The following is a 14,989-nucleotide window of genomic DNA, read 5'->3' as shown; positions in this document are numbered from 1 at the left end:
ATTGCATCGTGTCTTTTGACAGCTATCGTGTAGATGCTCGGGGCAATCCTTTAGAGAAATTTTGCCACAATGTTTGTCAGTTCCATTTATGTTAAGCGGTTACTTCGGTCAGGAATTCAATCAGGCACATATCTAAAAGAAGGAGTGACTATGGAAAATAACCAAGGCTCTTCTGAGGTGTCCTTAAAGGAAGCATTCCTTTACTGGTTCAAGCTGGGGTTCATCAACTTTGGCGGCCCTGCGGGGCAGATCGCCATGATGCACAAAAACCTGGTGGATGGCAGGGAATGGATCAGTGAGAAGGTGTTCTTGCGGGCGCTCAATTTCTGCATGCTATTGCCGGGGCCGGAAGCACACCAACTGGCGGTATACATAGGCTGGCGGCTCAACGGTTATTGGGGTGGAACCATTGCAGGGCTGTGCTTTCTATTCCCCTCGGTAATTCTGATGCTGTTTCTTTCGTGGCTGGCCGCCGCCAAGGGGCAGGTTCCCATGGTGGCAGGAATTTTTCATGGTATCGCAGCCGCCGTTGTGGCCATTGTTATTGAAGCGCTCATACGGCTTTCAAAAAAATCGCTCAAGCACCCTGCGCTGTACGCATTTGCGGGTGGTTCGTTTGTATTGGGGCAGTTTTTGGGCGTGTCCTTTCCTGTGATTGTTTTACTGGCCGGGGTGGCCGGGGTTATTCTTGGCAAACTGCGGCCAGATATCTTTTGTCAGAAAAAACCGGGAACAAACGAATGCATGCTTGAGGAGCCGGAATCGTTTACCAACCTGCCTCCCCTCACTCACCTTTTCAAGGTAGTGGCAATTTTTGTGGTGATCTGGATGGCTGTTATTCTGCCTGTTTTCGCATGGCGGGGCATGGATGACATCCTTTCCCAGATATCCATATTTTTCAGCAAGGCTCCTTTTGTGACCTTTGGCGGGGCATACGCTGTGCTCGCCTACATTATTGAGCATGCGGTAAACCTTGGCTGGCTGACGGAAAAGGAAATGCTGCTGGGCCTTGGTCTGGCAGAAACAACCCCCGGCCCGCTGATCATGGTTACACAGTTTGTGGGTTTCATAACCGCCTGGAGCCAGCCCGGAAATCTGACGCCCATGACGGCGGCTATTCTGGGTGGGCTGCTCACCACCTTCACCACCTTTTTGCCCAGCTTTATGTTCATATTTGCGGGCGCGCCCTACATTGAGGCCATTACCGCCAACAAGAAACTCAATGCCGCGCTCACAGGCATATCTGGTGCGGTGGTGGGCGTGGTGCTCAAAATCGGCGTATTTTTTGCGTGGAATACGTTTTTTCCCGCCACAGGTTTTGATGCTTTTGCCGTGGTGGTTGCACTGGCTTCTCTTGTAGCGCTGGTGCGCTACAAACTTTCTATGCACGCTCTGGTTGGCCTAAGTGGGCTGGCCGGTTTTCTGTGGCAACTTGCTCAATAAATTGGGGAGGGGGAAATGAGAGGAAACGTGTTTGTCGTTACCGCGCTGTTATTCGTCGCGCTGGGGGTTGGAGGGGTGTTGCCTGCCGAGGCAAAAGAAAAGCCAGTGGTCGTCGGAAAGGGAGCTGTTCCTGTAGGGCTAATCAGACCGTCAGCTTCGGTAACGGCTGTAGAAGGGGCAACCTATGTGGGATCACAATCCTGCCGTGATTGTCACTCCAAGGAATACACCGAATGGGCTGCCTCCGGGCATGCCAACATGCTTCGCGCAGTCACGCCCGACATTGTAAAAGGGGATTTTGCAAATTGCGAAATTGCTTATGAAGGCGTTGAGGTTGAAGCCGCTGACAAAAGCAAAGTGAAAATTGCTCCCAAGATCAAAACTGAAACGAAAGACGGCAAATTTTTTGTCACGCTTTTGGATATGGACAATCCCGCCAACAACCAGTCGTATGAGGTTGTTGAGGTTCTGGGTTCTTTGTGGGAACAGCAATACTACCTCAAGGTGGGGGATAAAATTTTCCCCAGCCCTGTCCGCTGGGTCGCCAATGACAAGCAGTGGCGCAAAGTAGCGTTTGCTCCTTTCTGGTGGGTTGCAGATGGAACTGCGGACGGACGCCCCAAGAAGCCAGAAGAAATGCCCGGCAAACAGACTGTGGACTACCAGTGCAATGGTTGCCACACCACGAATTTTATTGCGAAAAAAGATGAACAGGGAAAATACGCCTTTTCACGCATTGAAGGCGGTATCGGCTGCGAACAGTGTCATGGGCCGGGATCAAAGCATGTTGATGCCCAGGGGGACGGCGGTATTCTGAACCCCGCCAAATTGGGAACATGGCAGCAGGAACAGCTTTGCGGGCAGTGTCATATCCGTGTTACGAGCAAGCAGGATAAGGATTTTGCCTTCCCACTGGGCTTTAGAACCGGGCAGACGGACCTTCAGGACAAGGTCGAATTCTGGACGTATTCCACCAAGCCTGCGAACTTCTGGGGTAACGAAGACGCCAAAAAGAACCGTCAGCAGTATCACGACACCATGCGTTCTGGGCATATGGCAGCCGGTGTAACCTGCTCTGCCTGTCATCTGGACCATGCCACCAAGCATTTGACCTCGAGCTTGAAACTTCCTCGGGAGCAGCAATGCATCGGCTGCCACACAGCACAGAAAGCCATGTTTGAGGGAAGTGTCCACGCACAAAAAGGTGTGACATGCGTAGATTGCCATATGGCCAAAATGGGGAACCGTGCTGGTGCAACGCAAAAGACCCCCAAGGACCCGTGGGATGTTTCGGCGCACACCATGCGCGTTGTGACGCCGGAAGAAGCAGATGTTTTCAAGATGCGCTCAAGTTGTGACAAATGTCATTCGGGTGCAGAGCGCTCGGCAAAGGGTGCTCAGTTGGTGGGAGTCCGGGAAGATGTGCTGAACAAAACGCAGCGCGCGCTGCAGGGTACTGCCATTTCTAAAGAAAACCTGAACAAGGTTCTTATGGATGGTTCACTTGGGGCACATAACCCACAAAAAACCTTGCAACTGCTCGAATCGAAAAAGAAGTAGTCGTGACTTGCTGTGCCAGAAGGGGCTCCCCCTTCTGGCACAGCAATCTGTTGAGCTGATAGAAAGCGTGTAGGTAGACAGTGGCCTTCATTATGGCTGAGCAACAGCTTAACCAGTTTGCCAAAGAATTATGGAAAACTATGGAGGATGCATGAGCGTAACTATTTCTCCGCAAGAGCTTCAGGCGCTGCTCGATAACAAATCCGCAACGGTTTGTGATGTGCGGCGAGAGGCGGACTATCAGGCAGACCAGCGCACCATTGCCGGGGCAGAGTGGCATAATCCCGAAACTGTTGATGCGTGGGCCGAACAGCTACCGAAAAACAAGCCTGTGGCTATTTATTGCGCACGCGGTGGCTCCGTAAGCAAATCTGTGCATGCAGCGCTGACGGCCAAGGGCTTTAACGTGCAGTATATGGAAGGTGGCCTTGCCGCCTGGGATGCCGCGCAGCAATAAAAACGAAATTCTGATGTGGTATGTAATGATAAGAGGCCTGGGAAATTCCCAGGCCTCTTATCATCTAAAACTCATACCTCAGCGAGCCAAACACGCCATGCCCAGTGCGGTGTTCCGAGGCCTGAAGGTTATAGCTCAGCCCAAGGGTAAAGTCGCCCTTGCCAAGTTCAAAGCCCAGGCCGCTGTCAAAGGTGGCGTAGTCCACCACCTGCATTTTCATTTCGGCCTGGCTGTCCACACCGGGAATGCGAGCCTTGCTCTTGGCCTTAACGTCTCCCGCCGCCGGAATAACGCCCAGATCAAGCTGCGGCTTGATCTGCCAGCCGCTCTCGGTTTCAAAGGTTTTGGCAAAGTTCACGCCTACGGGGAATGTCCAGATGGACTGTGTGCTCTCGTCCACCTCAAAGACCGTGCCGCCGCTCTTCACGTCATAGCCATCAGTCACAAGCCCGAGGTAGCGCACCCCCACATGCGGAATAATATCCAGCGCACCGGCGTTGAATTTGTATTCCGCCTTGAGGCCCGTATTCCAGGCATGGCTGGTGACATCGGCCTTGAGGTCGCCCATCTGCATTGAGGCAGGCATCTCCTGCTCTACCTTGCTGTAGTTGCCGGTATAGCCCACATCGGCTGAGAGGCCGAAGTTGTTGTACACCCAACCGCCGTAAAGGCTCACGCCCCAGAAGTTGAAGCGGTTATCCGTGCTGTTGAAATCGCCGTTGGATTTGGCGTACCCGGCACCGACGTTGAACGCAGCACCAAAGCGGAACATGTCGTTGATGGTGTAATCCGCACCCAGGGCAATGCCGCCCAGGTTGCTGTTGTAGCCGGTCTTGAAGTTCTCCGCCTTCATGCCCCAGACGCTGTTGGACTGGTAAAGCGGCATGATCCACACCCCAAGGCCGTTTTTGAGGCCGTCCCCGGCACTCAGGCCGGAATCAAGGCTGAGGCTGCCGTCCGTATCTTGGCGCACGGCCACGGCCTGGCTCATATCCGTACGCGGCAACGCCAGAGATGTGCGGTTGAGTACCGCGCCGGAAGCAGCAGTCGCAGCGCTCAGGGTAGTGCCCTGCACGGCACCTACGGCTGCCATCTGGGCCGCACCTTCAACCGTGGCAGCGGCCTTGTTGCGGTCTGTCGTGCCGATGTAATTGTCGCTCATGGCACGGGATACGAAGCGCACGCCCGCATTGGGCGAATTGGGGTTTACCCCGGTCTGAACCACCATGCGATCTACCAGCGCCCCCATGCTGTTCGACAGCATGGGGAAGGATGAAGACGCCGCATTGGCCTTAAGGCTCACGCTGTATGCGCCCGTGGCCGTATCAAACGTGCCGCCCGTGGCGGAAAGCAGAGCGGTGCTTGTGGTAAGGTTGCTGCCTGTCCAGCTGGCAGCATCCTTTGTGGAAGCGCCAAAGCCGCCAGTGACGTTCAGCGTTTCTCCGTCCTGACCGCCCACGATGTGCAGTTTTGCGCCGGAATCCACAGTAAGGGTGCTGGTTCCACCGGCTTCACCGGAAAGGGCCACGCCGCTGCCGATGCCCAAAGCGTCCACCACAAGCAGGGACTTATTGGCAAAATGTGCGGTGTTGGCCGTGGCGGCTGCGCCGCCCGTGACCCATGTTCCATCCACATTGATGCCGCCTGCGGTGCTCAGCGTCTGCGGCGTGCGAAGGGCGAGCGCAGCAGTTATGTCCTGCCCCCACAGGCCCTTTCCATCACTCTGATAACGCAGCACTTCTGTGCGCAACCATTCGGCGTCCGTGCTGCCAAGCGAAACCATGCTGTTCTGGCCCACGGTCATGAGGGCATCCACGGTATTTGCGGTGAAGGTCAAACCGCCCATGGAGGCGTTGGAAGTGTCACCTGCGGTAGCGAAAGGCGGGTCAAAGTTGAGCTGACCACCGTTCATGCTGACGCCGGTGGCAACAAGGGTGCCGCTGCCGGAGCTGCTGCCCACGGCAACCGTAGTGGTTGCGTTGCCAGTGAGGCCCCCGGCAACAGTGTGTGTACCGTTGATCACATTGATAGTATTGGTGCCGGTTGAGGCATCAATACCGCCCTGTAGCGTGCCTCCGGTTGAGCCACCCGCAGGATTGCCCAGCGTCAGTATGCCGCCGTTGAGCGTAACGCCGCTGTCTGCCAAAACATTGCCTGAAGCCTGTCCCGTAAGGGTCAAAGCTGCGTTGCCGCTGACAGTGGTTGCGCCGGTGATGCCGCCAACCGTTGCGGCCCCGGAAGTGAGCCCTCCGCTGCCGCTTATGACTGCAGTGGGTGTGGCAAGCCGGGCATCGCCCACATTCTGCAACGAAGCGCCGGAAGTGCTCACCGTGATACCCTGTACTGTACCCGTGCTGCCAGCCGCAAGGAGCTTGTCTGACAAGGTCTTGAAGTCGGCCAGCGTCATGCTTGAACCGGCATAGCCGTTCAACAGCAGGGTGCCGCCATTGGCGACATTGATGGCGTGCTGGGTGGCAGAGTCTTTGAAGTCATCACCACTGGCGTTGACCAGTTCATCATACTTCACCTGCAAGCTACCCGTACCCGTTACTGCCACGCCCGTGGAACCGGCAGCGTAGGCTGCATTGGCCACACTGCCATTGACCACAAGTTTTCCTGAATTGGTGGTGCCGCCCACAGTCAGCAGACCGCCGGTCTGATCAAGGTTGTTTACGGTCAGCACAGCGTTACCGCTGATCTTGGCCTGTCCGCCGGTTTGGGTCAGATCACCAGTCTGCCAGTTGCCATGCCCAACCTGAAGCGAGCCGCCGCTCACGACCAGAGATGTGGTGGAATTCTGGTTGCCGCCGGGGCCGGAATCCGCCCCAAGAAAAACGTTGTTGCCCGTGCCAACGCTGAGGCTTGTTCCCTGCAGGAACGCCGTGCCATCAGTTGTGCCTAGCAGTGTGAGCGTGGCACTGTCGCCACCAGCAACGTTAAAGGCAAATGTGCCGTTGCGCATGTCTAGCGAATTCAGCGTGAGCATGCCTTTTTTGAGAGTTGCCGTTCCGCTGAGGGCCAGCCCCATGTGCTGGGCGCTGACAGTGCCACCGTCAAGGGTGAGGGTGCTACCCAGCAGGCCCGTGCCCGGCTCGGGGCTGAAAGAGCCGAAGTGCAGATTCTTCGCAGAAGTTAGTGTGCCGCCGGTGTTAACGGTTACGTCTGACCCGCTCACCTTGGCGTTGCGCGCAATGGACAGCGTGCCGCCATTGTTCACATCAATTGTGGTGTAGGTTTCTGCCGCGCCGTCCGCTACCTGATGCGTGTCGCTGATGGCGATGGGCGCAGCGGCAACTGCCATGCCAGCACCTCCCATCAAAAATGCGCTAACTGCCACTCCGCCAAGTACATTGAGCATGTGACATTTTTTCAGAATTCCCCTGTAGCGTTGCACGAGCATGCCCAGGGCGCCTTGTGTAAATCGCATGCAATCCTCCTCAGAAATTGTCTGGTTGTGTCCAACCGCTTCCTTCGTGGAAGCTGGAACAACGTTGTTCTTCCCGGTGTGAGGATTATGTAAAATTAGCCGTCGGTCAATACCATACTAGCGAATGCGCCGCATTTCATTCAGATCTTGCATCATGCAAGAAATATCATGCCCATTCGGACTGGCTTTTAGGCGGGAACGTCAACAGCGAGGAATATCGCAGTGGACGGTATCCATGCGTCTGCAGTACCACACGCGTAACATTCAACGTATTGAAGATGGCTCGCGTCAGCCTGGTGTGCTGCTCGCGCTACGCATGGTGGTCGCAGTTGATGCGGAACCGGGAGAGTTTTTTGAAACTCTTTTTGAAGAATCCGTCGGCGAAGCGCTCGATGGGGCGGCATCGTCACTCAAAAGGATTAGCGTGACTTACCAGCCACTGGGGGCTGTTGAGGGCCTGAAGAGTATATTTGGTCCATTACTGGCTCAAGCACGGTTGGCCGTCGGCATGTCGCAGACCGCCATGGCAAAAGGCGCGGGTTATAACCTGCGCAATGTCAATGCGGTGGAAAAAGGACAGCAAGAGCCTGGCGTGATGTCCGCTCTTGCCCTTGTGGCGGCAACGGGGGTCGATATCCGCGGGTTTTTTGATCAGCTGCATCAGACATCAGCGGCGCTCTCCAAAGAGTAATTGCGGCGGGCCGTGGAGATATGGTCAACTGGGTGTTCCTGTGCTAGTGGCAGGGCATGACAGACACAAAAGGGTGCACAGGTAAAACCAGCAGAAAATGCGCAGGTATGTGGCTGTGCTTTGCTCTGGGCGTTACTCTGTGCTTTTTATCCGCCTGCGCTTCCTCGCCTCGGCAAAAAGCCAGTGCTCTTGCGCAAGAGCAGGGATTTGCCGAGCACCTCTTCTCAACGCAACCGTTTACTTTGTACGGCTTGCTTCGTCCCAGCTTAGCGGCTCACTCCAAAATTTTGCGCGTGTATATTGAAGGCGACGGACACGCCTGGGAGTCACGCACCCGGCCATCTACAGACCCTACGCCGCGCAATCCTACGGCCCTGCGCTTGGCTATGGCTGATCCGGGGCCGGACCCCGTGCTTTATCTGGCGCGACCATGCCAATATGTTCAGGGCGACGACAAACGGCAGTGTTCAAAGCGCTACTGGACGTCAGCGCGGCTTGGGCCGGAGGTGATTAACAGCCTTGATGCGGCCATTACCCAGGCTAAGGCTGCATGCGGGGCAGAACAGATTGCCTTGGTTGGATTTTCTGGCGGTGGCGGTGCTGCGGCGCTTCTCGCTGCCATGCGGCCGGATGTGGTCTTTCTGGGAACTGTTGCGGGCAATCTTGATATTGATGCTTGGGCAGACCTGCAGGGCGTAAGCCAGCTTGCAGAATCTTTGAACCCCAAGACGGTGGCTCCATCGCTGCAGCACTTGCCCCAGCGGCATTTAAGCAGCCGCACGGATGCGACCATGCCCCCGGAAATCAGCGAGGGGTTCTGCCGGGCAGTGAACCAGCCAGAAAGTTGCGTTGTTATTTCAGGTGTGCCGCATGGCGGGCCGTGGCAACGTTACTGGGGTTATGATTATACAGGCCAAAAAAGAAAGGGCGAGGCCCATCCATTTGAGGATGCTTACACTAGGGCAAGCCCATAAGAGCAGCAATGGGCCTCATCTGCACTGTAGATCGCATCGTTGCTCTTGATTATTTCAATAAGACCATCTGCCTCTACCTCAGACAGGTCAGCAAAGTCTTTTCTGAAATGCATCGACGATAACGCTTCTGCGTCAACGCCAAACTGTACAGCTAGGCTGAACACGTAGGATAACATTTTGGGGGAAGCTTTGGGTGGTTTGCTAGTGCTGTTCATTGCAGAATCCATCCAGTATGTGCATTGAGTTTGTTTAGTCGCGGGGTATCACTGTGGGGCGATACCCCGCTGGGGGTTATTGAAGCGTATATGTTTCCAGTTTGCTTCGCAGATAGGTGATAAACGACTCTCGTGTATAGCCAACCTTGGAACCAACCCGTATCTTTCCGCATGGGCCTATATGAAGGGCGTCGTTGTTGCTAAGCGTTTTGGCAGAGATAAGCCCGCCTGTGGCGCGTGACGCTTCTGCCCGAGAGACCATTGGGGGCAGCTCGCGTTCAAGGGTTTTGAAAAAATCTTCCGTAACGAAGCCTTGGGTGAATACTGAATCGATGTGTGGGAACTTTTGCTGCATGGGTACCTCTTGGGGATGTGCTGTGGGCCGGTGATGGCATCGGAAGGAATGCATAATATCATTCATTGTGGAGTCGATGATAGATATCCGCACTCATCTGATTGAATCAGAAAGTGTACGCCTCGTGATGCGAGTGCAAGAAGATACTCGTGACCACTTTGGATTAAACTCCTTTGAGCGTGCTTTTGCTAGATAGCTGGCAGCATAAACAACGGCATCTATCTGTGCATAAACGTCTGGGGAATTCCTTTCTATAAGTTTCCCCTTTGTTCCATTGCTGTCAGAGAAGTTAACCAAGCCATCATAAGTGGTTTGTAGCCTTCTTTTCACTGCAATGCTTATCGCGTCTTTAAAGGCGTAGCCATTCTGAATGGCATTGGCATTTGCAAAGAAGTTTAGATGGAAATGTGGGGTATCGTCAGGTGTTGTTTTTTCTGATGTCCACACGTAGTGGATATCAGGGTCATTTTTCCCTTTGCTTGCCTTTGCGTCTAGTGTTCTCACGGCACTTTCAATGATTCTGGTTATGTCCATACTTGTAAGAGGTGTTTTGGTGTGTCTTGCGCTTTGGATATCAATGCGTACAGAAAGCACTTTTGAGTGCCTTGATAGCATATATTCGATTGTATCAACAATCTGATCTAATGTTTTCGTAAAGCATGCATGCTCTTTGCTGTTTCCACTATTCACTTTGAATCCACGATATGTACTTTCATTGGTTGTTTTCTTGATCATTGTTCTCTCCATTGTAGTTTGTGTCCATTGGTATGTTAGCTTGTGTAATGTTTTATGGTTTGCGCTTGTATGTGTCTTCTGTTGTGTTGAGCTTGTGTGTATTGCTTGTTGTTGTGTGGTATATGATACTACTAAAACCGGGTTTATGGTTTTCGTTTTGGCTTTGTATGGCAAGGTTGATGGCGTTGGTTGTTGTGTATTTGCCGTAAACACTGCTTGCGATAAAGTTGTTCCATGTTCATTTTGTCATGTGCCCCTCTTTGCAACCATCGAACTGGTTTCAAAGAGGGGTCGCCTCAGAAAACGGAAAATAAAGCACGCTAAGCCGGTTGCAACGGTCGTAGCGGCCTGAACTTGCCCGCGCCGATCTTGGCGCTGCTGCGCCAGAGGTAATCGCCGGTCAGGTTGATGTGTTCCCAGCCGAGCGGCGACAGGTATTGCAATAGCGCGTCATCGACAGCATGCCCGTTGCCACGCAACGCATGTGCTGCGCGCTCCAGATAGACCGTGTTCCACAACACGACGGCCGCCGTCACCAGGTTGAGGCCGCTGGCCCGGTAGCGCTGCTGCTCGAAGCTGCGGTCGCGGATTTCGCCCAGACGGTTGAAGAATACGGCGCGGGCCAGCGCGTTGCGCGCTTCGCCCTTGTTCAGTCCAGCGTGGACGCGGCGGCGCAGCTCCACGCTTTGCAACCAGTCCAGGATGAACAGCGTGCGTTCGATGCGCCCCAGCTCGCGCAGGGCGATGGCTAAGCCGTTCTGGCGCGGATAGCTGCCGAGTTTCCGAAGCATCAGCGAGGCTGTCACCGTGCCCTGCTTGATCGAGGTCGCCAGCCGCAGAATTTCATCCCAGTGGGCACGAATAGCCTTGATGTTCAGCCTGTCGCTGCTAATCATCGGTTTGAGCGCGTCATAGGCGGTATCCCCCTTGGGGATGAACAGCTTGGTGTCGCCCAGGTCACGGATGCGCGGCGCAAAGCGGAAGCCCAGGAGATGCATCAGGGCAAAGACGTGATCGGTGAAGCCTGCCGTGTCGGTGTAGTGTTCCTCGATGCGCAGGTCGGACTCGTGGTACAGCAGGCCGTCAAGTACATAGGTCGAGTCGCGCACGCCGACATTGACCACCTTGGTGTGGAACGGCGCGTACTGGTCGGATATATGGGTGTAGAAGGTTCGCCCAGGGCTGCTGCCATATTTCGGGTTGATGTGACCGGTACTCTCGGCCTTGCTCCCGGTTCGGAAGTTCTGGCCGTCCGACGATGACGTGGTGCCGTCGCCCCAGTGTTCGGCGAAGGGATGCCGGAATTGGGCGTTCACCAACTCGGCCAGCGCTGTCGAATAGGTTTCGTCGCGGGTATGCCAGGCTTGTAGCCAGGCGAGCTTGGCGTAGGTCGTGCCGGGGCAGGACTCGGCCATCTTGGTCAGGCCCAGGTTGATCGCGTCGGCCAGGATGGTGGTCAACAGCAGATTTTTGTCCTTGGCCAGATCGCCCGATTTCAGGTGCGTGAAGTGGCGGGTGAAGCCCGTCCACTCATCGACTTCGAGCAGCAGTTCGGTGATCTTGACGTGTGGCAGGATCATGGCTGTCTGGTCGATCAGCGCCTGCGCGGTGTCGGGTACCGCCGCATCCAGCGGCGTGATCTTCAGGCCCGACTCGGTGATGATCGCATTCGGCAGGTCGTTGGCCGCTGCCATGCGGTTGACCGTGGCAAGCTGCGCTTCAAGCAGCGTCAGGCGGTCGTGCAGGTACTGGTCGCAGTCGGTGGCCACGGCCAGCGGCAATGCGCTGGACTGCTTGAGGCTGGCGAACTTCGCGGGCGGCACCAGGTAGTCCTCGAAGTCCTTGAACTGGCGCGATCCCTGCACCCAGATGTCGCCCGAGCGCAGCGAGTTCTTCAGCTCGGACAGCGCGCACAGCTCGTAGTAGCGCCGGTCGATACCCGCGTCAGTCATCACCAGCTTCTGCCAGCGCGGCTTGATGAAGTCGGTCGGGGCATCGGCAGGCACTTTGCGGGCGTTGTCGGTGTTCATGCCACGCAGTACCTCGATGGCATCGAGCACGTTCTTGGCGGCGGGTGCGGCCCGCAGCTTGAGCACGGCAAGGAATTCCGGCGCGTAGCGGCGCAAGGTGGCGTAACTTTCGCCGATGCGGTGCAGGAAATCGAAGTCATCGGGCTGAGCGAGCTTCTGCGCCTCGGTGACGCTTTCGGCGAAGGCATCCCAGGACATGACGGCCTCGATGGCGGCGAACGGATCGCGGCCAGCTTGCTTGGCCTCGATCAGCGCCTGGCCGATGCGCCCGAACAGCCGCACCTTGGCGTTGATCGCCTTGCCGGATGCCTGAAACTGCTGCTGATGCTTGTTTTTGGCGGCGTTGAACAGCTTGCCCAGGATGCGGTCGTGCAAGTCGATGATTTCGTCGGTGACCGTGGCCATGCCCTCGATGGCCAGCGCCACGAGGGTGGCGTAGCGCCGTTGCGGCTCGAACTTGGCTAAGTCGGCGGGCGTCATCTGGCCACCCTCACGGGCGATCTTGAGCAGGCGGTTCTGGTGCACCGACCGCTCGATACCGGAAGGCAGATCGAGCGCCTGCCACGCCTTGAGGCGTTCGATGTGTTCCAGCATGTGCCGCGAGTTCGGTTTAACCGGCGACTGGCGCAGCCAGGCCAGCCAGGTCGTCTTGCCGTTGTCCCGGCGCCTGAGCAGATCGTCGAGGCGGCGGCGATGCGTGTCCGACAGTGGTTCGGCCAAGGCGTCATAGATGCGCCGGTTGGCGCGAGTGATGGCCTCGGCGCTAGCGCGCTCGATGGCGTTGAGCGCGGGCAGGATGATCGACTGTCGCCGCAGATGCTCAACCAAGGTGCTAGCCAGCACGATGCCTTTGTCGGTTTGCATGGCCAGGTCGGTCAGCGTGTGCACGGCCTGCCGGTAGTGGCTCATGGTGAACGGCTGGAAGCCAAACACCGTTTGCAGCTCGACCAGGTGCTCGCGCCGGGTCTGCTCCCGCTGCCCGTAGTCGTCCCAGCTTTCGACGCCGACCTTGAGCTGGTCGGCGACCAGTTTCAGTAGGGGCAAAGACGGCGCCTGATCGACACCAAGGAAGATTCCGGGAAAGCGCAGGTAGCAGAGCTGCACGGCAAAGCCCAAGCGATTCGCAGGCCCGCGCCGCTGGCGGATGATGGAGAGATCGGTATCGCTGAACGTGTAATGTCGAATTAGGTCGTCCTTGGTGTCCGGCAACGCCAACAGGCTTTCCCGCTCGGCGGCGGACAGTATGGAACGACGAGGCATATTTATTGATCCAATTTCAAGTATTGATACAGGGTCTCCCGGCTGACACCAAATTCACGGGCCAGCTTCGCTTTTTGCTCGCCCGCCGTGACGCGCCGTTTCAGTTCAGCAATCTGTTCACCGCTCAGAGACTTCTTTCGGCCTCGGTAGGCTCCGCGTTGCTTAGCGAGCGCGATGCCTTCGCGCTGCCGCTCACGGATCAAGGCCCGCTCGAATTCGGCGAATGCCCCCATGACCGACAGCATCAGGTTCGCCATCGGTGAATCCTCGCCGGTGAAGGTCAGGCTTTCCTTGACGAACTCGATGCGCACGCCGCGCTTGGTCAGCTTTTGTACGAGGCGGCGCAAGTCATCGAGGTTGCGCGCCAAGCGATCCATGCTGTGAACCACCACGGTGTCGCCTTCGCGCACGAAGGCCAGCAGCGAATCAAGCTCGGGCCGCTGGGTGTCCTTGCCCGACGCCTTGTCGGTGAACACCCTGCCGACTTCGACATGCTCCAGTTGCCGCTCCGGGTTCTGGTCGAAGCTGCTGACCCGGACGTAGCCGATGCGTTGACCCTGCAAGATACCTCCAAATACGAAAGTGTCAGGAAGAAATCTATGACCTTTCGCCGCAGGTGTCAAGAAACACAAAAGTTAACTCTATTCTGACGTTGCTGGGTGGCTTCTCCTGACATCAGGATAGGGTATGCCTCAGTCTGACAGTGATGAGTCGCAGGGGCTCTGTTGCAAAGATTGGCGGCAGTCAGAGGTAGGCTGTCGCTCTGCGCCGATCAGGCGGCTGCTGCGAAATGGTGGTTGAGCATGCCCATGGCCTCCGTCAGCGCCGAGGGCCCAATGCCAAAAGCTCTCTCCACAAGGCGCACCTCGCCCCTGATGCCGGGCTGCAGGCACCAGGGGCGAGCCTGTCCTTTGCGCAGGGCTCGCATGACTTCGAATCCCTTGATCGTGGCATAGGCCGTGGGGATCGATTTGAAACCGCGCACCGGCTTGATCAGTATCTTGAGCTTTCCGTGATCGGCCTCGATCACGTTATTGAGATACTTCACCTGCCGGTGGGCCGTCTCCCGGTCCAGCTTTCCTTCGCGCTTCAATTCGGTGATCGCTGCACCATAGCTCGGCGCTTTGTCGGTATTGAGCGTGGCAGGCTTTTCCCAGTGCTTCAGGCCTCGCAGGGCCTTGCCCAGGAACCGCTTCGCTGCCTTGGCGCTGCGGGTCGGCGACAGGTAGAAATCGATCGTGTCGCCCCGCTTGTCGACTGCCCGGTACAGGTAGGTCCACTTGCCCCGCACCTTGACGTAGGTTTCATCCAGGCGCCAGCTCGGATCAAAGCCACGCCGCCAGAACCAGCGCAGCCGCTTCTCCATCTCCGGGGCGTAGCACTGGACCCAGCGATAGATCGTCGTATGGTCGACCGAAATGCCGCGTTCCGCCAGCATTTCCTCAAGGTCGCGATAGCTGATCGGATAGCGACAATACCAGCGCACCGCCCACAGGATCACATCACCCTGGAAATGGCGCCACTTGAAATCCGTCATCGTTCCGTCCGTCCAATCTCCGCCAAGCATGCTCAAGCTTCACGATTTTTGCAACAGAGCCCACACGAGTATTGAGGGCACTGTTGCAAAGTTAGCGATGAGGCAGCCTTTTGTCTTATTCAAAGGCCTTACATTTCAAAAACTCTGCTTACCAGGCGCATTTCGCCCAGGGGATCACCATAATAAAATGCTGAGGCCTGGCCTTTGCGTAGTGCACGCATCACCTCAATACCTTTGATGGTGGCGTAAGCCGTCTTCATGGATTTAAATCCCAGCGTGGCGCCGATTATCCGTTTCAGTTTGCC

The 14,989-nt window shown here is 56.3% G+C and carries 12 protein-coding genes and 1 pseudogene; 5 read left to right on the top strand and 8 right to left on the bottom strand.

From position 1 onward, the window contains the following. The first annotated feature begins 150 nt into the window (after positions 1–150). From chrA to ACE3NW_RS09620, 3 genes are all read left to right on the top strand, one after another. The gene (chrA, locus tag ACE3NW_RS09630) at positions 151–1,443 is read left to right on the top strand and encodes a chromate efflux transporter (RefSeq protein WP_374282807.1); all 1,293 of its coding nucleotides are present in this window, start codon (positions 151–153) and stop codon (positions 1,441–1,443) included. Between the two features lie 15 nt (positions 1,444–1,458). Further along, on the top strand, positions 1,459–3,003 hold the full coding sequence (locus ACE3NW_RS09625) for an ammonia-forming cytochrome c nitrite reductase subunit c552 (protein WP_374282805.1): 1,545 nt from the start codon (positions 1,459–1,461) through the stop codon (positions 3,001–3,003). Positions 3,004–3,154: 151 nt separating this feature from the next. Continuing rightward, positions 3,155–3,460, top strand: a complete 306-nt coding sequence (locus ACE3NW_RS09620; protein ID WP_256267579.1) for a rhodanese-like domain-containing protein — start codon at positions 3,155–3,157, stop codon at positions 3,458–3,460. A 64-nt stretch (positions 3,461–3,524) separates the two neighbouring features. On the opposite strand, the gene ACE3NW_RS09615 is transcribed toward ACE3NW_RS09620, so the two are convergent. Next, complete coding sequence (locus ACE3NW_RS09615; RefSeq protein WP_256267580.1) at positions 3,525–6,887, bottom strand: autotransporter domain-containing protein; 3,363 nt, start codon at positions 6,885–6,887, stop codon at positions 3,525–3,527. 235 nt (positions 6,888–7,122) lie between these two features. Here ACE3NW_RS09615 and ACE3NW_RS09610 point away from each other — a divergent pair, with 235 nt between their 5' ends. Further along, a complete protein-coding gene (locus ACE3NW_RS09610) occupies positions 7,123–7,578 on the top strand; it encodes a helix-turn-helix transcriptional regulator (protein ID WP_256267581.1) in 456 nt (151 codons plus the stop codon). Between the two features lie 56 nt (positions 7,579–7,634). After that, positions 7,635–8,552 carry a hypothetical protein gene (locus tag ACE3NW_RS09605; protein WP_374282801.1) on the top strand — a complete coding sequence of 306 codons (918 nt, stop codon included), beginning with the start codon at positions 7,635–7,637 and terminating at the stop codon, positions 8,550–8,552. On the opposite strand, the gene ACE3NW_RS09600 is transcribed toward ACE3NW_RS09605, so the two are convergent. The 7 genes and pseudogenes from ACE3NW_RS09600 to ACE3NW_RS09570 form a co-directional block, all read right to left on the bottom strand. Further along, positions 8,531–8,767 carry a hypothetical protein gene (locus ACE3NW_RS09600; protein ID WP_374282798.1) on the bottom strand — a complete coding sequence of 79 codons (237 nt, stop codon included), beginning with the start codon at positions 8,765–8,767 and terminating at the stop codon, positions 8,531–8,533. The genes ACE3NW_RS09605 and ACE3NW_RS09600 overlap by 22 nt on opposite strands. Before the next feature lie 76 nt (positions 8,768–8,843). Then, positions 8,844–9,122, bottom strand: a complete 279-nt coding sequence (locus ACE3NW_RS09595) for a hypothetical protein (RefSeq protein ID WP_374282796.1) — start codon at positions 9,120–9,122, stop codon at positions 8,844–8,846. A gap of 93 nt (positions 9,123–9,215) precedes the next feature. Then, positions 9,216–9,857: an inovirus-type Gp2 protein gene (locus ACE3NW_RS09590; protein ID WP_374282794.1), complete on the bottom strand. Its 642-nt coding sequence runs from the start codon at positions 9,855–9,857 to the stop codon at positions 9,216–9,218. A gap of 320 nt (positions 9,858–10,177) precedes the next feature. Continuing rightward, positions 10,178–13,147, bottom strand: coding sequence for a Tn3 family transposase (locus ACE3NW_RS09585; protein ID WP_026383935.1), 2,970 nt, complete (start codon positions 13,145–13,147; stop codon positions 10,178–10,180). 2 nt (positions 13,148–13,149) lie between these two features. Next, a complete protein-coding gene (locus tag ACE3NW_RS09580) occupies positions 13,150–13,710 on the bottom strand; it encodes a recombinase family protein (protein WP_003055107.1) in 561 nt (186 codons plus the stop codon). 209 nt (positions 13,711–13,919) lie between these two features. Beyond that, positions 13,920–14,684 (bottom strand): IS6-like element IS6100 family transposase, encoded by a 765-nt coding sequence (locus ACE3NW_RS09575; RefSeq protein WP_001389365.1) that lies wholly within the window; start codon positions 14,682–14,684, stop codon positions 13,920–13,922. Positions 14,685–14,812: 128 nt separating this feature from the next. Then, positions 14,813–14,989 (bottom strand): annotated as a pseudogene (locus ACE3NW_RS09570) (IS6 family transposase); the annotation flags it as partial.

Source organism: Desulfovibrio sp. (genome assembly GCF_041907885.1).
Classification (GTDB): domain Bacteria; phylum Desulfobacterota; class Desulfovibrionia; order Desulfovibrionales; family Desulfovibrionaceae; genus Desulfovibrio.
This window is presented reverse-complemented; position numbering and strand designations above follow the sequence as displayed.